Raw genomic sequence first — 25021 nt, 5'->3', positions numbered from 1 at the left:
ATTCCTCCTAGCGCCTTTGGAGAGCTTGCCGCCCGCCCGCCGGCTGGCAGGATCGCACGTTGAAGACTAACGATGCGGGGCAGCTCCATGCGGACGATCTTCGTCAACCGGTATTTCCATCCCGACCAGTCGGCGACGAGCCGCATGGTGTCGGCGCTGGCCTTCGGCCTCGCCCGGCAGGGCGGCGCGGTCACGGTCCTCGCCAGCCGCGCCTTCCATGATGGCAGCGCCTCCCCGCTCGCCGGCCGTGAAACCTGTTCCGGCGTTGAGGTCGTGCGGCTTTCCACCTCGCGTTTCGGCCGGGGCACCCTGCCTGGCCGCGCCGCCGATTACCTGTCCTTCCATCTTGCGGCTTTTGGCTGGCTCTCCCGGAACATTCGGCGGGGCGATGTCGTCGTGGTGTGTACCGATCCGCCGCTGATCTCGCTTGCCTGCGCACTGCCGATCCGGCTGCGCGGCGGACGGATGGTCAACTGGATCATGGATCTGTTTCCTGAAACCGCCGTCGAACTCGGGTTCCTCGGCAAGGCGCCGTTTCTCGGGCGGCTTGCGGCGTGGTTGCGCGACCGGTCGATTGCGCGGTCGCGGCTGACCGTCTGCCCGACGGAGCGGATGGCGGATTATCTGCTGGCGCGGGGCGTTCCGGCGGAACGTTTGCGCGTGCTGCACCACTGGTCCGACGCCGCCGAGATCCGCCCCGTACCGAAAGACGACAACCACCTGCGCATCGACTGGGGCTATGCGGGCAAGTTCGTCGTCGGCTATTCCGGCAATTTCGGCCGCGCCCATGAATTCGCCACGCTGATCGAGGCGGCAACCCTCTTGAAGGACCACCCGGACATCCGCTTCCTCATGGTCGGAGGCGGCTACAGGCTTCAATCCGTCAAAAGCGCGGTGCAGGAGCGCGGGCTTACCAACGTCGTCTTCAAACCGCTGCAACCGGCAAGGAACCTTGCCGAAAGCCTCGGCGTGCCGGACGTGCACGTCGTCTCCCTGCTGCCCTGTCTCGAACACTGCATCATCCCGAGCAAGTTCTACGGCATCCTCGCCGCCGGCAAGCCCACGCTTTTCATCGGCGATCCCAAAGGCAGCGTCGCGACGGTCGTCGCCGCCGAGCAATGCGGCGTGACCATCGAGATCGGGCAAGCGGAGACGCTTGCCCGCACGGTATCGAATCTCGCCGCCGCTCCCGACCGGGTCGCGGCGATGGGGGTGGCCGCAAGGGCGGCGCTCGAAGCCGGCTATGCCTATGACCGCGCGCTCGCCACCTGGAGCACCCTTCTCGCCGAGCTTGCCGAACGCGACCGCGTTCCCTCAGGCGCCGTTCTGCTGGAGCAACGACCGTCATGAGTGAAACCGTCGTCGTCAGCCAGCTCGGCGCCCGCATGCACTACGCCGTCGCCCGCATCCTGGCGAAGGAAGGCCGGCTCGGCCATTTCTTCACCGATATCTGCGGCACGAAGAGCTGGCCCGCGCTGCTACGCAGACTGCCCCCCACGCTGCTGCCGCGTCCGGTGCAGCGGCTGGTCGGGCGGGTTCCGAGCGGCGTGCCGCCGGAACTGATCACGGATTTTCCGCTTTTCGGCGTGCGTTCCGCCATCCGTCGCCTGCGCATCGAGGATGCCGCAGAAGAGACGTCTCACGCCGTCTGGGCCGGCAGCCGGTTCTCGACGCTCGTCGCCGCGCGCGGCTTCCACAACGCCGCCGGCCTCTACGCCTATAGCGGCGATGCGCTGGAGCAGATGCGGGCAGCCAAGCGGCAGGGCCTGTGGGTCGCCGTCGAGCAGATGATCGCGCCGCGCGCCGTCGTGGAGAGCATTCTCGCCGAGGAGATGCGGCACTTTCCGGACTGGGCCGGCCCGCCGCTGCCCAATCCCCATGCCGGGATATTCGCGGACCGCGAGCGCGCCGAATGGGCATTGGCCGACTGCATCGTCTGCCCGTCCGAATTCGTGCGCGACCATGTCGTGGCGGAGGGCGGGCCGGCGGAGCGTTGCGTCGTGGTGCCCTATGGCGTCGATGCAAAGGACCGCTCCGGCGCGACGCTGCGCGCACCGGGGCCGCTACGCATCTTGACGATCGGCGAGATCGGCCTGCGCAAGGGCTCGCCCTATGTGCTGCAAGCCGCCGAACGCCTCGGCACCGCCGTTCGCATGCGCATGGCCGGCCCCGACCGGCTTCCCCCGTCGGTCCATCGTCGGCTAAGCCGCTCTATCGAGCTTCGCGGCATCGTGCCACGCGCGGCCATTGCCGAGGAATACCGCTGGGCGGACGTCTTCCTGCTGCCGTCGCTCTGCGAGGGATCGGCGACCGTCGTTTACGAGGCGCTGGCCTCGGGCCTTCCGGTCATCACCACCTACAGCACGGGAAGCGTCGTGCGCGACGGCGTGGAGGGCCTGATCGTGCCGGAGCGCGATCCGCAGGCGATCGTCGATGCGGTGCGTTACCTTGCGGAGAACGAATATCTGCGCGCGACCATGGCGGCGAATGCCCGGCTTCGGGCCAGGGAATACACCGTCGACAAATATGGCGCCCGCCTGCTCGGTGTTCTCTCGGGGCTGCGTGGATCCCCCCCATGAAGATCGTCCACGTCATCACCTCGATCGATCCGGACAGCGGCGGGCCGCAGGCCGTGATCATGCGGCTCGCCGCCGCGCAGGCGAACCTTGGCCACGATGTCCGCGTGGTGAGCCAGGCCGACGATCGCACACTTGCCCGCGTCGCCCGGCTCGGCGCGGCGATCCCCGGCTTTGCGCAGGTCGTCTGGCACATCCTGCCGCCGCCGGGCGTGGTGGAGGCCATCCTGTGTCTCAAGGCACGCCCGTTCCTGACGCGGATTCTCGCCGACACCCAGCATGTGCATCTGCATGGCGTGTGGGAACCGATCCTCGCCTGCGCGGCGACCATCGCCGCGCGCAACGGCGTGCCCTATTGCGTCTGCCCCGCCGGCATGCTCGACACCTGGAGCCTTGCGCAAAAGCCCTGGAAAAAGCGCCTCGCGCTGGCCATGGGCTGCCGCCGGATGCTCGACGGCGCGGCCTTCCTCCACGCGCTCAACCACGACGAGGTGAAGCTGATGCGCCCGCTTCACCTGAAGGCGCCGGCCGAGATCATCCCCAACGGCATCTTCGTCGAGGAATTCGAACGCCTTCCGTCCACCGCGGATTTTCCCGCGCTGATCGGCCTGCCGGTGGAGCGGCGCTTCGTGCTCTTCCTCTCGCGGCTGCACTACAAGAAGGGGCTCGATCTTCTGGCGAAAGCGTTCCAGCTGGTGGCACGGCAATGCCCCGACGTCGATCTCGTCGTCGCGGGGCCGGATGGCGGCGCGGAGGACGATTTCCGCGATCTCGTGCGCCGTTTCGGCCTCGAAAGGCGGGTCTTCATGGTCGGGCCGATCTATGGCGAGACCAAGCTGCAGGCCTTCGTATCCGCCGCCTGCTTCTGCCTGCCCAGCCGGCAGGAAGGGTTCAGCATCGCCATCACCGAGGCGCTTGCCTGCGGCACGCCCGTCGTCATCAGCGATGCGTGTCATTTTCCGGAAGTCGCGACCGCCGGCGCGGGCGCGGTCGTGAGCCTCGATCCGATGGACATCGCCACGGCCATGATCGACGTGCTTCTGCATCCTCTCGCAGCCACGGCCATGGGATATAACGGCCGCCGGCTGGTGTTCGAGAACTACACCTGGCCACGCATCGCCCATCTGACGGTCGGCCTCTACGAGGCCTATCGGCCGGCAACCGCGAGCATCGGCCTGACCGCCGCCAACGATAGCTGCCCCTGAACCGGTCAGGTGTCGCCCGACCGGCGGCTGGCAACGGCACGCGCCGGGTTGCCGGCATAGACCGTCCAGGGCTCCAGCGCCTTGACCGCCACGCCGCGCGCGCCGAGCACCGCACCCTCTCCCACCTCCGTTCCCGGCCCGACGAAGGCTTCGGCGGCGACCCAGGCCTTGCGGCGCAGCACGATCGGCCGAGCCACCAGCGGGAAGGATGCCTGCTGGATATCATGCGTGCCGGTGCACAGATGCGCGCGCTGCGAGACGATTGCCAGAGCTTCGAGCGTCACCGGCGCCACATTGTAGCAGATCACGCCCGGCCCCATCGAGGCGTTGCGCCCCATCACGAGATTGCCCGGCCACCAGATGACCGTGCTGCCATGCACGATGGCGGTCGGATCGAGTTTCGCACCGAACAGGCGCAGCAGGAGGTTGCGCCAGGGATGGAAGGGCGACGGCGTCCAGGCTGCAAGGCACCGCCAGGTGATGAGCCAGGCGAGCCGCATCAGCCGAAACCGCAGCGCGAAGGTCGGGCCGCCGAGCAGCGGCGTTGCCAGGCCGGCGGCGTTGAAAGCGGGATCGTCATAGCGCGATTTCATGGATGGACGAGCCCCCCTGGTGCAAGCGGATCGGCATGGAGGCGCCTGATGGGGACGACCGCCAGCGCCAGCGAGGGCACGAGGAACAGCACCATATGCACCCAGGCCATGATCACCCAGTCGGTCTGGTGGGAAACGACATGCATCGCCGGCACGACGGACAGCATATAGACGAGCTGGCCCGCCGCCTGCCCTTCCTTGGCACTGGCCCAGAGCCGCGCCAGCAGATAGGCGATCAGGAAGAACTTCGCCGCGCCGAAATACCAGAAGGACTGGAACGCATCGGCCATGCCGGTCTCCGTCGTCCCGGTCAGCGCGTTGTAGTCCCGCGCCATGGGCGGTGTTTTCAGCATCAGGGAGCGCTTTGCCGCCTCGCCGACCAGCTGGGAGGGGACGTAGTTGAACACCAGCCGGTTCCAGTGGAACTTGCCGTAGTCGAATTCCAGCGAGGTCGCGGCATGGTCGATGCGCAGGATCGCATTGCGCACCTCCAGCCCGCCCTCCTGCAACGTCGCCCGGAAATTCGCGGAGACGTCGATCTGGCCGATGTCCTGCCAGATCGGGCCGGAATTCGCCCGCGTGATCGCCCGGTAGTCGCCCATGCTGTTCATGAGGAAAGTCCCCAGCAGCACGCCGGCAAGCGCGATCGTCCGCGGCGCCAGCCATCCCCTATGGAACCAGAAGGCGACGGCGAAGATCGCCACGAGCTCGATGGCTTCCGCCCGCTTGCCGGTGACGACGATGCGGTCGAGATAGAAGACGAGATCGAAGGCGACGATGGAGAAGGCGAAGAGCGACGTCCGTCTCGCAAGGCAGAGAACACCGAGCGCGAGCCCATAGGTCATGAGCCGTGCGACGAAAAGGTAGATCACCGGCACACCGCTCATCTGCACGCCGACGACCATGTCGCCCGGCAGGCGGCTCAGCTTGAAATAAAAATAGGCGCCGATGACCGACAGCACGGCGGAGACGATCAGCAGGCGCCGCTCGCCGAAATTCCGGCGCAGGAAGGCGACCGGCTTTTGCGTGGAGGACCAGCCGAGCCAGGCCGCCGCAAGGCACAGGATCGTGAACGCCGCCATTCGCTCGTAGGCGCCGCGCGGCAGGAACCGGTCGTCCATCAGGCCGGGGAGCTGCGGTAGCAGAAAACTCACGGCCATGACGCCGATGAGGAAGGGAAGCTGGTAGATCCGCCCCGGCGCCAGCATGCCCCACAGCAGGAGCAGCGCGACCGTCAGGCAGAGGAGGCAGGTCAACAGCAGGTTCACGGGCGGGCCTCCTTTCCGAAAGCGGGTGCGCGAAAAGATCAACCGCCGGAAGGGGAAGCCTCGTGTCTCCCCGCTCCCGACGGCGGTCGCAGGAAGGCGATTGCCGCCCGCGACGAACGATCAGACCGGCAAGCCTTCCTCGCGGCGGCGCAGCTCCTCGGTCTTGATGACGATCATGTATTCGTAGGCCGCGAGCAGGCGGCAGTAGTGGTAGCCTTCCTTCCCGTCGAGGAAGCCGCCGCGCAGCACATACATGTAGAGGAAGCGGGCGGCCGGCCGGAACGGCAGGCGCATGGACAGTTCCTTCAGCGCCCGCCGGCGCACCTCCGGCACGCCGCTCAGGACGTCGCGCCACGGCACGCGCTTCTCGCGCAGGCTGATCACCGTCTCGCGCGCCTCCGACGAGGAGTAGCGGTTGTGCTTGTCGTACCAGGCGTTCATGCCCTTGTTGAAGCTGTAGTGGATGAAATGCGCGTCAAGCCGCCCTTCCGGGCCTTCGGTCAGGCAGCGCGAATGGGCGTCGCGCTCGTAGCGCACGCGATCGGGCCGCACGAGCCGCGTGATCCAGGTCGGGTAGAGGCTGCTGTGCTTGATCCAGCGCCCCATGAACATGTTCTTGTAGCGGATGCGGAAGGCGCTTTCGGGCCGCGTGTGATCCCTCGCGATCGCCAGCATCTCGTCGCGCAGGTCCGGCGGCGTCACCTCGTCGGCATCGGGTGTATAGACCCAGGCGTATTTGTACTCGATCTCCTTCAGCCCGTAGGTGCGCTGGTGCGATTCCGTGTCGTGCACCCGCTGGTAGACGCGCGCGCCAGCAGCCCGCGCGATCTCGACCGTCGCGTCGGTGGAATAGGAATCGAGCACCACGATATCGTCGCACCAGTCCAGCGAGGCAAGGCAGGCGGGAAGGTTCTTCTCCTCGTTCAACGTCATGATCAGCACGGAAATCGACATCGCGGTCCTCCCTACACCTGCAGCTTGACGGACGGACGTGCAGCCCGATGGCCCCGCCGGTGCGTGGCGCTTTCGACGGCAAGCACGAAGGCGCTGTGAACGGCCGCGACGAGCAGCAGGCCGACCACCATCACCGGCGCCGGCACGTCGAACAGCAGCCCGAGATAGCCGATGCCGCCGCACAGGAAGGAAATGAGGACGATGACGTAGCTGGTGGCCGCCGGCGAGAGGCCGGCATCGATCAGCAGATGGTGCAGGTGCCGGCGGTCCGCTGACATGGGGCTGCGATGATCGAGCAGGCGGCGCACCATGAGGCTCAGCGTGTCGATCACCGGAAGGATCACCAGCCAGAGCAGGGAGGGGAAAGGCAGGCCCTCTGCGCCATCCGACAGGCGCAGGATGAGATAGGCGATGATCGCGCCCAGCGCCGTGCTGCCGGCATCGCCGAGATAGACGGACGCGCGGGCGCGCCAGGGGCTGCGCAGGTTGAAGAGGAGGAAGCCGCCGACCGCCGCCAGCAGGGCTGCAACCGGAAAGACGAGCCCGTCCTCGCCGGCATGCAGCACCAGGAGAAGAATCCAGACGAGCGTGGCCGCAGCACTGCCGCCGGCAAGGCCGTCGACCCCGTCAACCATGTTCCAGGCGTTGATCAGCCCGACGACGAAGGCGACGGAGACGACGAGGAGGACCGCATGGCCGCCGAAGCCCGCGACCGGCAGCATGTCGCCGAGCGAAATCTGCCCCAGGCCTTCCGCGGCGATCAGCGCCACGGCGATCAGCACCTGGGCGGCGAACCGGAAGCGCGCGGGCAGGGCAAAGCGATCGTCGACGACCCCGAGCGTGACGACGAGCAGCGTCGCCGACCAGAAGCCCGGTCCGACATCCATCGCGTTCGCGGTGAGCAGGCTCACGCCGGAAAAGGCCAGGAAGATGGCGATCCCGCCGCACAGCGGAACGGCGCCCTCATGGATCTTCCGGTGGTCCGGCAGATCGAGGAGATGAAGCGGCACCGACAGCCAGCGCAACAGGACGACGAAAAAGGCGCTCAGCGCGAGAGACGCCGAACTTTCGAGCAGCAAGAAGATCATCTGACGCCCCTGCAATCGCGCCGATGCCCTTACCGTCAGCGGTCAGGTTGCATGGGCGACGATGCAAGCATAGCGTTTGATTCGCCGCTCCGACCATTTGGGCAAAAGGCTCAAGCGACTGGCGCGAAAGGCGAATTTCATCAAACTGCCCACCTTCGTCTACCCCCTTTCCACCCCCCTCTCCTCCCTTTGGCCGAAGGCGGCAACGTGGCTTTCGGTACACGAAAAGGTTACCGTCATCCTCCTCGCGCAGAGCGCCCAATCGCGGCAACCAGAGTTCGGCATGATTTACGACCATTGCGTCATCGGCGGCGGCATCGTGGGCCTGGCAACGGCCATGCGGCTGCTCGAAACCTATCCCGGCAGCAGCCTCCTCCTTCTGGAAAAGGAAGACGCGCTCGGCCGGCACCAGACGGGCCACAACAGCGGCGTCATCCATGCCGGCATCTATTATCCGCCCGGCAGCCTGAAAGCAGAGCTATGCCGCAATGGCGCGGAGGCCACCAAGGCGTTCTGCGCGGAAAATAACATCCGCTTCGAAGTCTGTGGCAAGCTGCTCGTTGCCACGTCCGATCTTGAGATGCAGCGTATGGATGCCCTCTACGAACGCTCCAAGCAGAACACGATCGAGGTTCATCGCCTCAGCGAGGGAGACCTGAAGGAACGGGAGCCCTATATCCGCGGCCGCGGCGCGCTCTTCGTCCCGTCCACAGGCATCGTCAGCTATGCCGAAGTCTGCCGGGCCATGGGTCGGCGCATCGCGGCGCTCGGCGGCGAGATCCGCCTCTCGACGCGCGTCACCGGCCTTCGCGAAACGGTCGATACCGTCGACATCGCGACAGACGGTGATAGTTGGCAGGCGAAAAAGCTGGTGGCCTGCGCCGGGCTGCAATCGGACCGGCTGGCGCTCCTTGCCGGCCTTGCGATCGAGCACCGCATCGTCCCCTTCCGCGGCGAATATTACCGCCTGCCGGCGGACAAGAACCAAATCGTGCGCCACCTCATCTACCCGATCCCCGACCCCGACCTGCCCTTCCTCGGCGTCCACCTGACGCGCATGATCGACGGCAGCGTGACGGTCGGCCCGAACGCCGTGATCGGCTTTGCCCGCGAGGGCTATCCCCGGCTCTCCGTCAATCTGTCCGACATGGCCGACTATGCCCGGTTTCCCGGCTTCTGGAAAACCGTCCTCGCCCACCGCAAATCCGCCATGACCGAGCTCCGCAACTCGCTCTGGAAACGCGGCTACCTAGAGGAATGCCGGAAATACTGCCCAAGCCTCACCCTTTCCGACCTTCTGCCGCACGAGGCAGGCATCCGCGCCCAGGCCGTCCACCGCGACGGCACCCTCATCCACGATTTCCTCTTCGCCCAAACCGACCGCATGCTCCACGTCTGCAACGCGCCTTCGCCCGCCGCTACGTCGGCGATCCCGATTGCGGACATGATCGTGAACGGCCTGTTCGAAACCACCAGTCGCGCCGGGAGCCGCAACAACGGACAACATCGACTGCACGCCGCTTCCAATTAGCGAGATGAACGCGGACACCGCGAGCCCGACCACCACAACACTAGCCAACGCCCAGCTCCGGAAACCATGCCCCGTATCCCGGAAGCACACTTCGTCGGTGGAAATGCCGGCCTATTTCGTGTGCAACCGCCCGGTGAGATAGCCACCGAGCGCCGAGGACAGCCACTGCACGATGACGACCCAAATGGCGGGGGACCATAGGAGCTTCGTTCAGCCAACCCAGACGAGGATTACCATATCCCAACAAAAGAACAGAAGTTCGAACTCAGCCACTCCGAGGCGAGAGACCGTGATGTAGGGCAAGCGGGACGTTTGAGTGACTGTCCCCTCGCTTTTCCGCGGAGCGAGCAACCGCAAAGCCCCTACGAAGCGCCGATGCTTTTCTTATCTGCCAACCATCGAGACGAGCAGCAGACAGGTCATTGCGCCTCCGACCCTCTGCCAACGCGTCATGCTGTCTTGAGTCCGGCGTAGGCGGATTTGTTCTCGCAGCGCCACGATTTCAGCACGCAGACCCGCCAGTTCATCCAGAACGCGTTGATCGTTGATCGACGAAAGACGGGTTGGGCCAGTCGCCTCCTCGATCTCGTGCTGATACTCGCGCCATTGCGCATCGCTCTCGAAACCGTGTTTGCGAATGTAGGTCATCGCGCTCTCCCTCAGATCATAATGTCGCCGCCGGTGACGGGGATCACGGCACCGGTCATGTAGCTGCCGAGATCGGAGGCAAGCAGAACATAGGCCCCCGCGAGTTCGGCCGGTTGGCCGGCGCGACCGAGTAGGGCCTGCTTGCCGAAATCCTTCGTTTTCTCCGGTGGCATGGTGGAGGGAATGAGCGGCGTCCAGATCGGTCCCGGCGCAACGGCATTCACGCGAATGCCCTTTTCGGCGACCATTTCGGCAAGACCCGCGGTGAAGTTCGAAATCGCTCCCTTCGTCGCTGCATAGGCGAGGAGATGAGGCGACGGCTGGCGGGACTGGATCGAGGTCGTGTTTATAATGGAGCTGCCGGGCTTCATATGTGCAATCGCCGCACGCGAAAGGAAAAACGGTGCATAGATATTGGTCCGGAAGGTGATGTCCCACTCTTCGGAACTGATATCGCCGATATCGGCGTAAGTCCGCTGGAAAGCGGCGTTGTTGACGAGGATGTCGAGCTGGCCAAAATTTTCCAGGCATTGACGCACGAGATGCCGACAGTGACCCTCGCTTGTTATATCCCCTGGAAGGATGACAGCCTTGCGGCCCGCCTCTTCCACCCAGCGAGCGGTCTCGTTGGCGTCCTGATCTTCACTCAGATAGGAAATCGCGATATCAGCGCCCTCGCGTGCAAAGGCGATGGCAACCGCCCGGCCGATACCGGAATCCGCACCGGTGATCAGAGCCACTTTGCCTTTCAGGCGATCTGCACCACGGTAGCTCTCCTCGCCATGGTCGGGAACCGGTTCCATTACCTTCGTCAAACCAGGCGGAACTTGCTCCTGCGCCGGTTGTGGCGGTAACGGACGGCGAACATCGTTTTCGGTCATCTCGTTCTCCTCGCAATGGGTTCCTCATACCAACTAGATATCTCGTATGATGTTCCCCGCTGGCGCAGAGAGCCACCGCAGGGCGCGCGGCTGGAGACCGAGGCGGGAAAGGCCCATCCCGAGCGACAGGAGAAGGACTATCTCTGCCTCTATATTCAGAATGAGGGGCATGGCGTGGACCCGGACACGCTGAAAAACGCCATCTCGCCTTTCTTCACAACAAAGGGCATCGGGAAGGCACGGGCCATACCGTCTGCGAGGCCGGCTCGGGCACCAAGGCTCTAGCATTTCACGCCGAACGGGCGATCGACCTTATCGTCACCGATCAGGCCATGCCGCAGATGACCGGTCCGAAGCTTGCCGATGTCGTGCGCGAACCTTGGTCTGGCATCCCCATCGTGCTCGCCACAGGTTACTCCGAACTGCCGCCGGAAGCACGCGCAGTTGGAGGATATCATCAAATGGGCGCTATCTGGCGATGCCCATCAATCAAGGCGATAGATCCGGTAGATGACCGATCGCGGTGGATTTGACGAAAACGAGCGACATGACGCATCCTTCTGGTTAAAGTCTTCCAACGCACTTGGGGGATAGCAGTGCTGCGCAGGCTGAACGTGCACTTCACGCTGGCAAGAGCGGCTGCGATGATCATCGTTGCGATGTTCGTCTCGCTTGTCCTCATGCTCGGCCTATGGCTCAACACGAGCTATCGGGATGCGGTCCGCCGCACCGAGGAGCGGGCCATCGCGGCCTCCAAGATCGTCGCAAGCAATGTATCCCTGCTCGATTCCCTGGCGCATCAGGCCCTTCAGCGCATCGACGATACGCTGGGTGAGAACATCGTGCCGCCCGCTTCCGCCAAGGTGGCGAACATCAACGAGGCGGTCGCGGACCTGCCCGGCCAGGTCAAGGCCTATGTCGTGGATGAAGCGGGGCTGACGCTCTATTCGACCGATCCGATGGTGAAACCGATCAGCATTGTCGACCGGCCGTATTTCTCTGAGCTGGCAAAGGGCGCCAAGCAATACGTTTCAAGCCTCCTGATCAGCCGCCTCAACGGCGAGCAGATCTTTGCCTTCAGCCGCAGGCTGGAACGGAATGGCCGGTTTGCCGGCGCGGCCGTCGTTTCCTTCGAGGTCAGGGTGCTCGCCGACGTCTGGGAAGCCGTCGATCTCGGCCCGAATTCCACGGTCAGCTTCGTCCGCGCCGACGGCCAGCTCGTCGCGCGCTATCCGCTCGCCGACGGGCCGCTCGACATGAGCAAATACGTGCTGTTCACGGATTACCTGCCCAAGGCACCGGAGGGCACCTACGAGGCCATTTCGCCCGTCGACGGCGCCCATCGCATCGTCGCCTATCGAGCCGTCGATGGCACGGGGCTGATCGCGCTCGCATCGGCGGACTATGATTTCGGCATCAAGCGCTTCTGGCGGGATATGACGGTGGCGATCTCGGTGTTAGTCCTGGCAGGCGTCAGCCTGCTCGCCGCCGGCCAGTGGATCCGCCACCTCCGGCAGCGCGACGCGGCGCAATCCCAGCTGCTGCGCAACGCCCTTGCGGACAATCAGCTGCTGCTTCGCGAGATCCACCACCGCGTCAAGAACAACCTGCAGGCCGTCCAGAGCATCATTCAGCTTCAGCGCCTGCCTGCGGAAATCCAGCAGTCGCTGGCCGACCGCATCTCCTCCATGGTCGCCGTGCACGAGCAGATCTACCTGCACGATGAATTCTCCCGCCTCTGCGCGCGGGATCTCCTCACCTCCGTCGTCGAGAAGCTGGTGAGCGCCTATGGCGCGGCCGTGACTGTGGACTACGATATCGAAGAGATCGCCGTCTCGACCGACAATGCGACCCCGCTCGCCCTGCTGGTGAGCGAACTTCTGACCAATATCCTGAAATATGCCTTTACCGATGGCCGCGAAGGAAAAATTTCCATTGCACTCGAGACCATCGGAGAGCGCCGCGCCCGGCTCACCGTGCGCGACAACGGCGTCGGCTTCAACCCGCAGACCATCCAGCAAGGCATGGGAAGCCGCCTGATCCGGGGCGTCGTCAACCAGTTGAACGGCACCCACACCTTCGACGGAAGCGATGGAACGACCTTCACCGCCGAGTTGGAGATCGTTGAGCCGCACGGGTCAGATCGGCCGGCTCAGATAGCGTGATCCCCTGACGGCGAAGCGCCACGGGCGTTCGGCAGCCTTGCTGATGCCGATGCGCACGCCGCTTGCCGACGCCGGCACTTCGGATGGCGACTCCAGGGAAAAGGGGTCGGCGAGAACCGACAATCCATTCATGTCCCCGGTGATGGCGAGCGCCTTGCACAGATTGCCCGGCCCGGCACACAGTTTGCGCCCCTCGCCTGCCGCCCGACGCGCCATCATCGTGTCGAGCCCGTGCGTCGGCTCCAGCGCGCGGATGAGCACGGCGCTGCCGCGCTCGCACACGATATTGAAGCACCAGTGCAGGCCATAGGAACGATAGACATAGGCCCGGCCCGGCTCCCCGAACATCACCGCGTTTCCAGCCGTCCGCCCGCGAAAACTGTGCGATGCCTCGTCGTCCTGCCGGTAGGCCTCGGTTTCGACGACAAGCCCGCCGACGCCATCGACCAGCAGGCGGGCTCCGAGAAGATCCGTCGCGACGGCAACCACGTCGCGCGCGAAGAAACGTTCATCCATCCTGCCGGCCCGCTATGTGATCCCGCATCGTCAGCGCATTTTCGATGGCGGCGCCGGAGGCCGTGTTGTCGAAGACGCACCAGCTCTCTTCACCGAGGCGCTCCGCGAAAGCGCGGATTTCGGCATCGCTGTAACGGGAGTAATAAATCTTAGGTGTGCCGTGCAACCGGATATATCGGGGCGTTTCACGAAAACCGGACATGGGCCAGACGGGTGCGGGATCGGCCAGAACACGATCGACGGCATATTCCTGCAGAAGCGCGTGTGCGGGCTGCAACGCCCAGCTTTTGTGGCGCGGTTCGATCACGAGGGTGCCCGAAAAAACGCGGCGAATGGCTGCCAAAGCCTCCTCGGCTACGGCGGCATCGAATTTGAGGCTCGGCGGCAACTGGCACAGCAAGGGACCAAGCTTGTCGTCCAGCGCCGAGATCTCATCCATGAAGACATCGAAGAGCGGGCCGATGTTTTGCAGGCGCGCCCCGTGCGTGATTTCGCGCGGTATCTTCGCCGCGAAACGGAAATGCGCCGGCACCGCGCTTGCCCAGCGCTCGAACGTCTTCTCCTGGTGATGGCGATAGAAGGTCGAGTTGATCTCCACGCCGTTGAAGACGGCGGCATAGCGTTCGAGACCGCTGCCCATCTCGGGAAAGCGGGCGGCGACCGTCTTCGGGATCGACCAGGCCGCCGTTGCGATGAAAGGCCCGTTCTGCCACATCACACGATCTCCAGGTCCGCACAGAGCGGCAGATGGTCGGATGCCCGGCGGGCGAGCGGCGTGTCATGAACGAAGGTGCGGCTGGCGGAAATTCCCTCGCCAATGAAGATGTGGTCGATGCGCAGCAGCGGCAGGCGGGAGGGAAAGGTCGCAGCAGGCCGCCCGCCGGCATCGGCCTGCGCATCCCGAAGGCGGCGCGCGAGCATGCGATAGGATGGCGAGCGGGAGATGGCGTTGAGGTCGCCGGCAAGGATGATGCGTGCATTGTCAGGCATCGGCGCCCCGAGCCAGCCCGGCCCGATCAGGGCTTCGGTCTGGCGCACGCGCTCGGCGCCGAACAGGCCGAGATGGGTGACGAAAACCTGCAACATGACGTCATCGACGGGCACCTCCACCCACAGCGCGCCCCGCGGCTCGCCGCGCGAGGGAAGCCCATCGGCCTTGACGAGGCGCGTCGGCAATGCCGTCAGCAACGCGTCGCCATAACGCTCCTCCTCCAGATGCAGCGCCGGATGGAAGTGCGAGGCCATGTTGAGATGGTTGGCGATGGTCTGCGCCTGGTCGATGCTGTTGCTGCGCGCCCGCGCGACGTCCACCTCCTGCAACGCGACGATGTCGGCTTCGCATTCGGCGATCACCTCGGCGATGCGGCCGGGATCGAGCTTCCGGTCCGTGCCGAAGCAACTGTGCACATTGTATGTCATGATCCTCAGCCGCCTGCCCATGCCTTCCTCTTGTCATGTCTGCAGTCTCGGGAACACAAAAGCCCGGTTTTCGTTCCACCCCGACAGACGGGCCCGACAGACCGGGAAGGACCTGCCGCATGAAACGTACCCATATCCTCCACGCGCTCATCGCCCTTGCGGTGCTCGTCGCGGGTTGGCTGCTCTACCGGACGCTGGCGCAATATTCCTGGGACGAGATCCGCGACTCCGTCGCCGCTATTCCCAAGAGGAATTTCGCCCTGGCACTCGCCTTCGCGGCCTGCTCCTATCTCTGCCTCACGGTCTTCGACTTTCTGGCCTTGCACTATGTCGGCAAGCCGCTCTCCTATCCGCGCGCCGCGCTTGCCTCCTTCACCAGCCTTGCCATCGGTCACAATGTGGGCGTCGCGGCCCTCAGCAGCGGTGCGGTGCGCTATCGTTTCTATTCCCGCTGGGGCCTCGATGCGGAGGAGATAGCCAAGCTGATCCTCTTTTGCGGCGTGACCGTGGGGCTTGGACTGATCACGCTGGCCGGGCTCTGCCTCATCCTGCTTCCCGGCACCGCGGGAAAGATCGCCGGGCTTGGAGCCGCCGCCTCCATCACGCTCGGCATGGCTTGCCTTGGACTCGGAGCCGGCTATCTGGCGCTTGCCGCCTTCGTGCGCGGCGAGTTGAAGGTCCGCAACTGGCGTTTCGCACTGCCGACGCTGCGCCTTGCCGCCTTGCAGATCCTCGTCGGAACGGTCAACTTCGCCTGCGTCGCCGCCTGCCTGCACCAGCTTCTGAACGGAGAAGCGGGCTACATGGAAACGACCGCCGCCTATGTGGTGGGCAATCTCACGGCGCTGGTCAGCCATGTACCGGGCGGGCTCGGCGTGCTGGAGGCGACGATCGGATTCCTGCTCGGCGGCTCGGCCTCCATCGGCGCGCTGATCGCCTTCCGCCTCGTCTATTTCTTCATTCCGCTGCCGCTCGGGCTGGTCTCGCTGCTCGCCAGCGAAACCTTGCTCGGCTCGAACGCCGATGCCGGTTTGCGCAAGGGCGCAAGCTGATGGCGCAGAAATCTCCGCGCAGCCCCCGCCCAGGCCGAGATCGGCCACCAGGGGGCGATCGGATCGACGATGCCGGTTCCCATGACAGGGGCGATCGCGCCCTCGCCCGCCGCATCCCGGAACGGCCGCAGCCCGCGCTGACGCGTGTTGAACGCATCGATCGCTCGGCCAAGCGCCCCTTCCGTGCGAACCGCAGCCGCGAAGGTCGCCGGATCGGTCTCAAGGTGTTCGGCGAGCAGGCGATCCCGCAGCGCGAGAATGCCGTGGCGCTCGGCATCGGTACGCGCCTCGATGGCGATGTCGAGCTCGGTATCCAGACCCTCGCTGCGCTGGTTGAGGTTGGAAGAGCCGATGCGCAGGAAAACATCATCCACGATCACCAACTTGGAGTGGATGACGATCTCCTGCTCCGTTCCATCGGACTTCGGCACGACGGGATAGAAGGCCCGCATGCGGCCATGCTTGTCGCACTGGCCGAGGCGACGGATGAAACGGTCGCGGTTCGCGCCGAGCACGAGGCGCTCGATGGTCCCGTGCGAACTCAGCGTCGAAATGATGACGACCTCCGGCCCGTACGGCTCGGAAAGCCGCTCGCACAGCACGTCGCAGACCCGGTTCGAGGCGAAATACTGGCTCTCGATATAGATCTGGCGCCGCGCCGCCTTGAGCGCCGCGACGGTGAGGTCCATAGCCTCCGTCACGGCGGTACGGCCACGGATTGCCGGCTCCGTGCGTGCGAAGGCGATCTCCACATTCCTCATCATGCCCGCTGTGCCGCCGAGATGGATTTCGGCGGGCGTCGTCATTGCAGGGATGGTTTCGTCCGTGGCGAAGAGCCAGCGGCGGCGGGCAATATCGCCCGCAAGCCGCGCCGCCTCGCCCTTCAGCGCCACCTGCATGTCGTGCACCGGTTCGTAGGGCTTGCCGGAAGGGAGCTTGCGCCTGGGATCGTCGACAAGATGATCGCTCGTATCCCAACGCTTGGCGGTGAGATCGATGCCGCCGACGAAGGCGACCGCATCGTCCACCACGACGAACTTCTGGTGATGCGAGCCGCGGATCGGGTGACGATTATCGAAGGCGAGCACGATGCGCGGATGGGAGGACCAGCGCCGCTTGCGGAACATCTTCAGCGACTTGCCGGAATAAACCGGCCCCATGCCCCAGACGAGCACGCGGATCGTCAGGTCCGGCCGCTCCTCCACAAGCCTGAGCAGAAAGGCGCCGAGCGTCGGGGACCGCGGCATTCCGGGTTGCATCGGAATATCCGGATTGAAATCCCAGCCGACGATCCAGACCTCCCGGCGCGCCTGTTCAAGGACGCCCTCCAGTATCTGGAAATAGGCCTGCCCGTCGACGAGCACGTCGAGGCGGCTCGCCGTTGCCGTGCGCCAGGCGTTTTGGCCGGGCCGGATGATCGGGGCATTTGTATCAATATCCGGAACGAGCAACGGGGATCCTTCGTTTCGCACTGTCTGCCGCCTTGTCTGGTTTGCCTCTGCAGCGCGGAAATTCGCGGCACTGGCTTTGGTTCCCTATCTCGCGCCGGCATCGGAACATTTGGCGACGGCCGGCATTGCCTCCGCGTTGAAGCGGGAGAACGAGCGTGGCGCCGAGAGCAAACTGGAAAGGTTTCCTGAAGGTGGGTGAACTGGTGTGCCCGGTTGCCCTCTATACCGCCGCATCGACCAGCGAACGCATCGCCTTCCACATGCTCAACCGCAGGACCGGCCACCGGCTGCACCGGGAGTTCGTCGACAGCGAGACGGGCAAAGTGGTGGAGCGTGAAGACCAGGTGAAGGGCTACGAGGCGGGCGAGAACGACTATATCGCGCTCGATCCCGAGGAAATCGCCGCCGCCGTGCCCGAAAGCGACAAGACTCTGGAGATAGACGCCTTCATCGCCTGCGACGAGATCGACGACCTCTATTTCGACAAGCCCTATTATCTCGCGCCTTCCGACCGGCATGGCGCGGACGCCTTCTCGCTGATCCGCGAGGGCATGAAGACGAAAAAGGTGGCGGCAGTAGCCCAGACCGTGCTTTTCCGGCGGGTGCGCACCCTCCTCATACGCCCGGAAGGCGAGGGTCTCATTGCCACCACGCTCAATTACGATTACGAGGTCCGTTCTGTCGAGGAGGCCTTCGCAGACATCCCCGCCATCACGCTCAAGGGCGAGATGCTGGAGCTTGCCGAACACATCATCAAGACGAAAAGCGGCCGCTTCGACCCGAAGACGTTCGACGACCGCTACGACGCGGCACTGGCCGAGGTGGTGAAGGCCAAGATCGAGGGCCGGAAGATCAAGCCCGTCAAGCCGAAGGCCGAGGGCAAGGTCGTCGACCTCATGGAGGCCCTGCGCCAGAGCGCCGGCAAGGATGAGAAGCCCGCCAGGCGCAAGGCGAAGAAACCCGCGGCGGCAAGCAGGACGGCGGCGGGCCGCCGCAAGGCAGGATGAGCATGGCGACGCTGGACACTTACCGGCAGAAACGGAACTTCAAGTCCACCTCTGAGCCACGCGGTCGCAAGGCGCGCAAGAGCGGCCAGAGTTTCGTCATTCAGAAACACGACGCAACACGCCTGCACTACGATTTCCGCCTCGAAATGGACGGCGTGCTCAAGAGCTGGGCGGTGACGCGCGGCCCCAGCCTGGTGCCGAGCGAAAAGCGGCTGGCCGTGCACGTGGAGGATCATCCGCTGGCCTATGGGGATTTCGAGGGCACGATCCCCAAGGGCGAATATGGCGGCGGCACCGTCATCGTCTGGGACCGCGGCAGTTGGGAACCGATCGGCGACGCGCGAAAAGCCTATGCCAAGGGGCATCTGGAATTCACGCTCGACGGCGAGAAACTGCACGGTCGCTGGCATCTCGTGCGCATGCACGGCAAGCCCGGCGAAAAGCGGGAGAACTGGCTGCTGATCAAGGGCGACGACGAATTTGCGATGCCGGAAGGCGAGGACGATCTGCTCGACGAGCGGCCGGAATCGGTGAAGACGGGCCGGGAGATTGCCGACGTCGCCGGGGAAGAGCCCGGCAGGTCTTCGAAGACAGGCCCCATCCGCAAATCCGCGAAGAAAAAAACCGAGCCGAAGGCGCAAAAGCAGGAGGAGCCGGCCGTGAAGGCGCCCGATCCCTCTGACATCAAGGGCGCGCGCAAGGCGAAGCTGCCGGATTTTCTGCCCCCGATGCTGGCGACACTCGCGACGACGCCGCCGGCCGGCGAGCGCTGGCTGCACGAGATCAAGTTCGACGGCTACCGGCTGCAGGCCCGCATCGAGGCCGGCCGGGTCAAACTCCTCACCCGCAGCGGGCTGGACTGGACGAAGAAGTTCGGCAAGGCCGTGATCGCCGCCCTCGCCGCCCTGCCTGTCGGCACGGCGCTGCTCGACGGCGAGCTCGTGGTCGAGACGGGCGCCGGCGCATCCGACTTTTCCGCCCTTCAGGCCGATCTCAGCGAAAGGCGCGACGACCGCTTCACCTTCTACCTCTTCGACCTGCTCCATCTCGACGGCTATGACCTGACGCGCCTTCCTCTGGACGCACGCAAGGCGCTGCTCGAAAAACTGGTGCCGGGGACAGACGGGATTCTGCGCTATAGCGGCCATTTCGACGAAAACGGCGCGCTGGTGCTGCGCCATGCCTGCCGCCTCAGCCTCGAAGGCGTCGTGTCGAAGCTGCGCGATGCGCCCTATCGGGAGGGCCGCAGCAAGAGCTGGATCAAGTCGAAGTGCTCGGCCCGGCAGGAATTCGTCATCGGCGGCTACGCCCCGTCCACCGTCTCGCGCCAGGCCATCGGCTCGCTCGTGCTCGGCGCCTACAAGAACGGCAAGCTCGAGCCCGTCGGCCGCGTCGGCACGGGCTTTTCCGCCCCCGTCGCCGCCGATCTCTTCAAGCGCCTCTCGCGCATACGGACGGACGAGAGCCCATTCGGCCGGAAATTAACGGCCGAGGAAGCACGGCAGGCGCGCTACGTGCGGCCGGAGCTGGTTGCCGAAGTGGAATTCCGCGCCTGGACGGCCGACGGGCATTTGCGCCATGCTTCCTTCCGCGGTCTCAGGGAGGACAAGCCCGCAAAGGAGGTCGTTGCCGAGATGCCAAAACGTAAGTCAGCCAGCGAACCGACAAGCGAAAAGCCGCCGCGCCGCACCGTGCGCCTCACCCATCCGGACCGGCTCTACTGGCCCGACGCGGGCGTCACCAAGGAAGGGCTTGCCGACTACTACACCGAGGTCTGGCGCTATATCGCCCCGCATATTGTCGGTCGGCCGCTTGCGCTTTTGCGCGCGCCCAGCGGCATCGACGGCCAGACCTTCTTTCAGAAACACGCCTGGAAAGGCATCAACGCCAAGATCATTGAAGTACAGGACCCCGCCGAAAAGGATGACGAGCCCTATGTCGCCATCAACGATCTGGATGGCCTGATAAGCCTCGTGCAGTCGGCCGTGCTGGAAATTCACCCCTGGGGCTCGACGCTTGCCGACTGGGAGCGGCCGGACCGCATCATCATGGACCTCGACCCCGGCGAGGGCGTCGAATGGCAGGCGATCATCGACGCGGCCGAGGAAACGCGCAAGCGCCTGGAAGCAGCCGGGCTTGAGGCTTTCGTCAAGACCTCGGGCGGCAAGGGCCTGCATGTCTGCGCGCCGCTGAAACCTTCGGCACGCTGGCCGGCGGTCAAGACTTTCTGCAAGGCCGTCGCCGATGCGATGGCTAAGGACAGCCCCGACAAATATGTCTCGACCATCACCAAGTCGAAGCGCCGCGGGAAGATCCTCATCGATTACCTGCGAAACCAACGCGGCATGACGGCGGTGGCACCCTACTCCACCCGCGCCCGGCCGGGTGCGGCCGTCTCCATGCCGCTCGCCTGGAGCGAGCTCAGCGCCGATATCGGCCCTGCCTATTTCACGGTGGACAATACACCGACACGCCTGCAGGCGCTGGCCGCCGATCCCTGGGCGGATTTCCAGAAATCGGCAGCGCCGCTGAAGACCCCCAAGGCTAAGAGCTGAGCTATTTCCCTTTGTCTTCCGCCTTGATGCTCTTGCGCAACGCATCCATGATGTTGATGACATTGCCCGAGGTCGGCGGCGGTGTCTTGGCCTTGGCGGGACGCCTGCGGCCCTTCTTCTTGGCGGCGATGATGTCGAGCAACCGATCCTGCACCGGATCGCCCGCCATCGTCGGGTTCCACGCCTTCGTGCGTTCCTTAATCAGCGTCTTGACCAGGCCCAGAGCCTTCGAATCCGGTTTCACCTGCTTGAGACCGGCAAAATAATCTTTCTCGTCGCGCACCTCGTCGCCATAGCGCAACGTCCACAGCACGATGCCCTTGCCGCGCGGCTCCAGCATCACGGCCCGCTCGCGGCGGTAGAGCACCAGCCGGGAGATGCCGACAGTGCCCGTCGAGGCCATGGCTTCCCGGATGACGGAAAACGCCTCCTCGCCGACCGTGTCGTTCGGCACCAGGTAGTGTGGGGAGTCGTACCAGATCCATTCTATGCTTTCACGCGGCACGAAGGTCTCGATATCGATCGTGCGCGTGCTTTCCAGCGCCACCGCCTCGATTTCGTCGTCCTCGAGCATCACATAGTCGTCCTCACCGCGCGGATAGCCCTTCACCTCGTCGTCCTCATCCACCGCCTTGCCGGTGACGGCGTCGACATAGCGGCTGACAACGGGGTTGCCCGTCTTGCCGTTGAGTGTGCGGAAACGCACCTTGTCCTCCTGCGAGATCGCCGGCGACATGGCGACGGGGCACGTCACCAGCGAGAGCTTGAGATAACCTTTCCAGAACGCGCGCGGCGCCATCAGCCCTTCCTTTCGAGCGGCAGGTGTTTCGACAAGGCGAAGCGTTCCGCGAACGCGATGTCCTCCTGCGTGACGATGGGGATGGGGTCGGAGAGAATGGCAAGCAGCGTTTCACGCGAGATGGCGTCCTCCTCCAGAGCTTCCATCAGCGCGCCGCGCGTCTCGCGTTCGGCGCGAAGCAAAGCAGCCAGTGCTAGGATCAGTCGGTCCTTGTTGTCCATCGGGTCCTCCCCAACTACGGGCATGCCTCTAATGCGACAGTTCCCTGGTAGTTCCCGGAACCTTGACCCGTCGCCATCAGAGGTGCTCAAGCAAGACCCTCCGATCAAAGGGCCCATGGCAGCACCAGCCGCGCCGAATGTGCCCCAAAGGCCCGACACCATGGCGCGCTCTGAGACTGTCAATCATCCGACAGCTTGCTTAGTGCGGTATGCAAATGCCATTTCTCATGACCTTTGAACGCCACAGCCGCTACAAATTGCCATGACTGACATATTTCGAAGTTTTGTGGCAAGCTACTTCGAAAGCTGGTTTCGTTCTGTCCAGACGGTACCACCGCGCGACATCAGGCAGAAAGACCAGCACACCCTACTGATGAACTGGCAACGAACATTAACTGGGAAATCACGTAGGCTTGTCGATCACGAAGGCAGACGAGCCGAGGCCGTTCTTGCTGTATCGAGTTCCCGGCTTTGTCTAGGCTCCCATTGTATGCTTGCCAAGCAAGCGAACCATTCTCAAGAAACTGCCAGCTAAATCTCTGAAACTTTTGGCTGCGCGGACGCCAAACTGAAACGGCGCAACGATCTAGAATGAGCGCTTCGTCCGGTATGGAATGACCCATCCGAGGTTTTGCGGTGATGGCTGATGAGACTGACACCTTTACGAGATGAACACATCGCTTCTCTGGAACGGCAGATACAAGCCCCGAGCCGAGCTTAGTCTATGTAAGCAGCTACGCAGCACGCGACTTAGTGCGCAACGGCTCCGAACCAGACGGATCGCTTCAGCCTCCCAACTCAACCCTGGCCAACGCACGCTCAAGGGCCTCGATGCAGATGGGGTTGTGCGACCTGCCTGCGTCCTTCCACAAGATCGCAAGTGCCTTGGTGATCGGCATAGCGGCTCTGTAGAGTCGATCTGCGGTCAGAGTATCGAAGACACCCGCCGTCGAAACGATTCGGACCTTCATCGGAATAATGTCCGCCACTAAACCACGCGGATAGCCTTTCCCGTCCAGCCGTTCATGGTGTGCACCCCCGATAAGTGCCGCCTCGGAGAACGCCCCGACGGTAGACAGGATATGCTCTGAAAATTCGGCATGCCTCTTCATCTTGAGCCATTCATCCTCGTCAAGCTTGCCGGGCTTGTCGAGTACGCTGTTGCTGACACCGAGCTTGCCAATTTCGTGCAGCAAGGCAGCCCGCTTGAGAAGCCGGCGGGCCTCGAAACCGATGCCCATTTCCTCCGCGATCAGATCGGTGAAGAGCGCCACACGATCACTGTGGCCGGACGTGTAAGGGCTCTTGGCGTCGATCACCTTGGCGAAGCCGGCGGCAATGTCATCGAGATAGTCGTCATCAGCCATAATGGCATGTTGCCCCGGTTCGGAGACCAATACGATTGCCTCCAAATCGGAGGATGACAAGGCATGCCAGAAAACGCGGTTCTCTGAGACGCTGAGAAAGGCCTTGACCAAGGAGGGATCGAACCAATCGCCCTTGCGCTTCTTGATTTCAGTGAGCGCACTTTTCCGGCCGCCACTGACATGAAATATGTCGATCACCTGAGCCAGAAGAGTGATGCGCGAAAACAGAGGTATCTGGTCGCCGGCGAGCCCATCCGGCTTTCCGCCCCCGTTCCAATGCTCGTCGAGTGCAAGGATTCCCTGGGCTACTCCTTCCGAAAACCGCATCTGTCGAGCGATCTCGGCGCCGCGCTGGCAACGTGTCTGGATGAGTTTAGTTGAGAGTTCCCCACCGTTTTGCAGAATGTTCAGGATGCTGCGAAATCGCTCGGCAAGGCCAGACTGCATGCCGGTATGACTGATGACGAACCGGAGGACCTAGTTGCACTAGATACTGCCGAATCACGTCGAATCAACATAGTAAATGCACTTTTCGGGAGAAAGCGAAGCCTATTGCGAAGGAACTATGCGGCCCCCGGATGCCCAGGAGGCAGTTGCGCTGCATGAGTATTTTTTGAAAATACTAATGTAGAAATCATTCAAATTTGTGCGCAATTTCCGAGATTAACCTAGAATATAATAGATTCGAAAATTTAGAAAATTTCTGTAATGTATAGATTCTGAATATTACATACGGAAGAACATCCCAAAATGTTCCATTTCTTGACGCGCACGCCCGTTGTTTTCGCTCTATCTTCTCTGGGAGTTGGCGCGCTTTACGTCCTCGAACGCGACCCTACGAGCGTTCCTTTTGCAATTGCCGTTGTGCTGACAATGGCCTCATTGTTTTTCAGTTTCACACGGCGGGCCGCTGCATCAGTGTTGATGTCGTGGTACGTCGCCTTCCTCGTTGCCGCAGTGTCTTTGACAAAACAGCGGCTGATGGGCTTCAACGCGCATATCTTCGACTTACTGGCATTTGCCGGCGACGGCGAAAGCATGCTTTTCGTATTGGGGAATTACTGGAAGACGCTTATCCCGCTACCGGTCGCGCTCCTGCTGACAGGTTGGGTCGTGCGGGGCCTTTTTCGTGCTGAAAAGCCGCTGCATCTTGCTGGTGGTTGGCGGCTGGCAGGACTTGCCGCAACCCTCCCCCTGCTGCCGCTGACTTATCCTCGTGCGCCGAACGACCATGGCTATTACATGGGGGGCCATTTCGCTTCGTCTCTGTTCGTCTCCCTTTCCGACGTCTCATTCCTGTTCGAAGATATCGACCTAAATCGCGAAGTCGCCGCTCGGAAGGTGTCCACGAAATATGACCCCGCGCAGAACTGTGGTGACATGACCTCGGCACCGGATCTCTATGTCGTTCATATGGAATCGATGTTTGCGCTATCGCTCTATCCCGATTGGAAATACGGCGGACCGGACGGCTACCTCGGGCGCGAAACCGCGAGCTGGAAGCCTCTGCGCGTCGAGACCTTCGCGGGCGCATCCTGGACCACAACCCTCTCATTGATGACGGGCCTGCCGGCGACGGATTTTGGCTGGATGCGGCCGTATCTGCCGATCTTCATGGAAGGGCACATCAAGAATTCGCTGCCGCTGGCGATGGGTACCTGTGGCTATCGCACCGTTGCCGTCATGCCGACGCGATACCAGATGGTCAACGAAGGGCCTTTCCTG

General features: G+C 63.6%; 20 protein-coding genes and 3 pseudogenes. 10 read left to right on the top strand and 13 right to left on the bottom strand.

Translation table 11 applies throughout. The annotated features are described in order from the left end of the window. Positions 1-87 precede the first annotated feature (87 nt). Genes ACOZK4_RS04600 through ACOZK4_RS04590 form a run of 3 tightly spaced genes read left to right on the top strand, consistent with a single transcriptional unit; the run spans position 88 to position 3781 of the window. Complete coding sequence (locus tag ACOZK4_RS04600; protein ID WP_421590695.1) at positions 88-1350, top strand: glycosyltransferase family 4 protein; 1263 nt, start codon at positions 88-90, stop codon at positions 1348-1350. Beyond that, on the top strand, positions 1347-2579 hold the full coding sequence (locus ACOZK4_RS04595) for a glycosyltransferase family 4 protein (RefSeq protein WP_421590694.1): 1233 nt from the start codon (positions 1347-1349) through the stop codon (positions 2577-2579). The genes ACOZK4_RS04600 and ACOZK4_RS04595 overlap by 4 nt, the downstream gene beginning before the upstream one ends. Beyond that, the gene (locus ACOZK4_RS04590) at positions 2576-3781 is read left to right on the top strand and encodes a glycosyltransferase (protein ID WP_421590693.1); all 1206 of its coding nucleotides are present in this window, start codon (positions 2576-2578) and stop codon (positions 3779-3781) included. Before ACOZK4_RS04595 ends, ACOZK4_RS04590 begins: the two co-directional genes overlap by 4 nt. Before the next feature lie 5 nt (positions 3782-3786). On the opposite strand, the gene ACOZK4_RS04585 is transcribed toward ACOZK4_RS04590, so the two are convergent. The 4 genes from ACOZK4_RS04585 to ACOZK4_RS04570 all read right to left on the bottom strand — a co-directional run bounded on the left by ACOZK4_RS04585 (position 3787) and on the right by ACOZK4_RS04570 (position 7684). After that, positions 3787-4374: a putative colanic acid biosynthesis acetyltransferase gene (locus ACOZK4_RS04585; protein WP_421590692.1), complete on the bottom strand. Its 588-nt coding sequence runs from the start codon at positions 4372-4374 to the stop codon at positions 3787-3789. Beyond that, complete coding sequence (locus ACOZK4_RS04580; protein WP_421590690.1) at positions 4371-5642, bottom strand: hypothetical protein; 1272 nt, start codon at positions 5640-5642, stop codon at positions 4371-4373. The genes ACOZK4_RS04585 and ACOZK4_RS04580 overlap by 4 nt, the downstream gene beginning before the upstream one ends. Before the next feature lie 120 nt (positions 5643-5762). Further along, the gene (locus tag ACOZK4_RS04575) at positions 5763-6596 is read right to left on the bottom strand and encodes a glycosyltransferase family 2 protein (RefSeq protein WP_421590689.1); all 834 of its coding nucleotides are present in this window, start codon (positions 6594-6596) and stop codon (positions 5763-5765) included. An 11-nt stretch (positions 6597-6607) separates the two neighbouring features. Beyond that, positions 6608-7684: an MraY family glycosyltransferase gene (locus ACOZK4_RS04570; protein WP_421590688.1), complete on the bottom strand. Its 1077-nt coding sequence runs from the start codon at positions 7682-7684 to the stop codon at positions 6608-6610. A 286-nt stretch (positions 7685-7970) separates the two neighbouring features. Between ACOZK4_RS04570 and lhgO the strand changes: the two genes are divergently transcribed. After that, positions 7971-9215, top strand: a complete 1245-nt coding sequence (gene lhgO, locus ACOZK4_RS04565) for an L-2-hydroxyglutarate oxidase (RefSeq protein ID WP_421590743.1) — start codon at positions 7971-7973, stop codon at positions 9213-9215. Positions 9216-9599: 384 nt separating this feature from the next. Here lhgO and ACOZK4_RS04560 read toward each other — a convergent pair whose 3' ends face one another. Together ACOZK4_RS04560 and ACOZK4_RS04555 are read right to left on the bottom strand one after the other, a co-directional pair. Then, on the bottom strand, positions 9600-9863 hold the full coding sequence (locus tag ACOZK4_RS04560; RefSeq protein WP_421590687.1) for a hypothetical protein: 264 nt from the start codon (positions 9861-9863) through the stop codon (positions 9600-9602). 11 nt (positions 9864-9874) lie between these two features. Next, complete coding sequence (locus tag ACOZK4_RS04555) at positions 9875-10744, bottom strand: SDR family oxidoreductase (protein WP_421590685.1); 870 nt, start codon at positions 10742-10744, stop codon at positions 9875-9877. Between the two features lie 251 nt (positions 10745-10995). Here ACOZK4_RS04555 and ACOZK4_RS04550 point away from each other — a divergent pair. Both ACOZK4_RS04550 and ACOZK4_RS04545 read left to right on the top strand, forming a co-directional pair. Continuing rightward, a pseudogene (locus ACOZK4_RS04550) lies at positions 10996-11277 on the top strand (response regulator); the annotation flags it as partial. A 63-nt stretch (positions 11278-11340) separates the two neighbouring features. Continuing rightward, positions 11341-12909 (top strand): sensor histidine kinase, encoded by a 1569-nt coding sequence (locus ACOZK4_RS04545; RefSeq protein ID WP_421590684.1) that lies wholly within the window; start codon positions 11341-11343, stop codon positions 12907-12909. Here ACOZK4_RS04545 and ACOZK4_RS04540 read toward each other — a convergent pair. Genes ACOZK4_RS04540 through ACOZK4_RS04530 form a run of 3 tightly spaced genes read right to left on the bottom strand, consistent with a single transcriptional unit; the run spans position 12883 to position 14865 of the window. Next, the gene (locus ACOZK4_RS04540; RefSeq protein WP_421590683.1) at positions 12883-13425 is read right to left on the bottom strand and encodes a DNA-3-methyladenine glycosylase; all 543 of its coding nucleotides are present in this window, start codon (positions 13423-13425) and stop codon (positions 12883-12885) included. The genes ACOZK4_RS04545 and ACOZK4_RS04540 overlap by 27 nt on opposite strands. Then, positions 13418-14140: a DUF72 domain-containing protein gene (locus ACOZK4_RS04535; RefSeq protein ID WP_421590681.1), complete on the bottom strand. Its 723-nt coding sequence runs from the start codon at positions 14138-14140 to the stop codon at positions 13418-13420. The genes ACOZK4_RS04540 and ACOZK4_RS04535 overlap by 8 nt, the downstream gene beginning before the upstream one ends. Then, positions 14140-14865 carry an endonuclease/exonuclease/phosphatase family protein gene (locus tag ACOZK4_RS04530; protein WP_421590680.1) on the bottom strand — a complete coding sequence of 242 codons (726 nt, stop codon included), beginning with the start codon at positions 14863-14865 and terminating at the stop codon, positions 14140-14142. The genes ACOZK4_RS04535 and ACOZK4_RS04530 overlap by 1 nt, the downstream gene beginning before the upstream one ends. Before the next feature lie 98 nt (positions 14866-14963). On the opposite strand from ACOZK4_RS04530, the gene ACOZK4_RS04525 reads away from it, so the two are divergent. Next, positions 14964-15896, top strand: a complete 933-nt coding sequence (locus ACOZK4_RS04525) for a lysylphosphatidylglycerol synthase domain-containing protein (protein ID WP_421590679.1) — start codon at positions 14964-14966, stop codon at positions 15894-15896. Here ACOZK4_RS04525 and ACOZK4_RS04520 read toward each other — a convergent pair. After that, the gene (locus ACOZK4_RS04520) at positions 15794-17347 is read right to left on the bottom strand and encodes a phospholipase D-like domain-containing protein (protein WP_421590678.1); all 1554 of its coding nucleotides are present in this window, start codon (positions 17345-17347) and stop codon (positions 15794-15796) included. The two genes, ACOZK4_RS04525 and ACOZK4_RS04520, sit on opposite strands and share 103 nt — an antisense overlap. Positions 17348-17502: 155 nt before the next feature. Between ACOZK4_RS04520 and ACOZK4_RS04515 the strand changes: the two genes are divergently transcribed. Beyond that, on the top strand, positions 17503-18354 hold the full coding sequence (locus ACOZK4_RS04515) for a Ku protein (RefSeq protein ID WP_313528157.1): 852 nt from the start codon (positions 17503-17505) through the stop codon (positions 18352-18354). A 2-nt stretch (positions 18355-18356) separates the two neighbouring features. Then, complete coding sequence (gene ligD / locus ACOZK4_RS04510) at positions 18357-20909, top strand: DNA ligase D (protein WP_421590677.1); 2553 nt, start codon at positions 18357-18359, stop codon at positions 20907-20909. Between the two features lies 1 nt (position 20910). Here the strand turns inward: ligD and ACOZK4_RS04505 are convergent, their stop codons facing one another. The 3 genes and pseudogenes from ACOZK4_RS04505 to ACOZK4_RS04495 all read right to left on the bottom strand — a co-directional run. Beyond that, complete coding sequence (locus ACOZK4_RS04505; RefSeq protein WP_421590675.1) at positions 20911-21708, bottom strand: Ku protein; 798 nt, start codon at positions 21706-21708, stop codon at positions 20911-20913. Further along, on the bottom strand, positions 21708-21929 hold the full coding sequence (locus tag ACOZK4_RS04500) for a hypothetical protein (RefSeq protein WP_313528163.1): 222 nt from the start codon (positions 21927-21929) through the stop codon (positions 21708-21710). The genes ACOZK4_RS04505 and ACOZK4_RS04500 overlap by 1 nt, the downstream gene beginning before the upstream one ends. 785 nt (positions 21930-22714) lie before the next feature. Next, positions 22715-23773, bottom strand: a pseudogene (locus tag ACOZK4_RS04495) (HD-GYP domain-containing protein); the annotation flags it as partial. 273 nt (positions 23774-24046) lie between these two features. Between ACOZK4_RS04495 and ACOZK4_RS04490 the strand changes: the two are divergent. Further along, a pseudogene (locus tag ACOZK4_RS04490) lies at positions 24047-25021 on the top strand (hypothetical protein); the annotation flags it as partial.

Source organism: Shinella sp. M27 (assembly GCF_049199905.1).
GTDB lineage: Bacteria > Pseudomonadota > Alphaproteobacteria > Rhizobiales > Rhizobiaceae > Shinella.
Note: the sequence above shows the minus strand (reverse complement) of the source record. Positions and strands in the feature narration are given on the sequence as shown.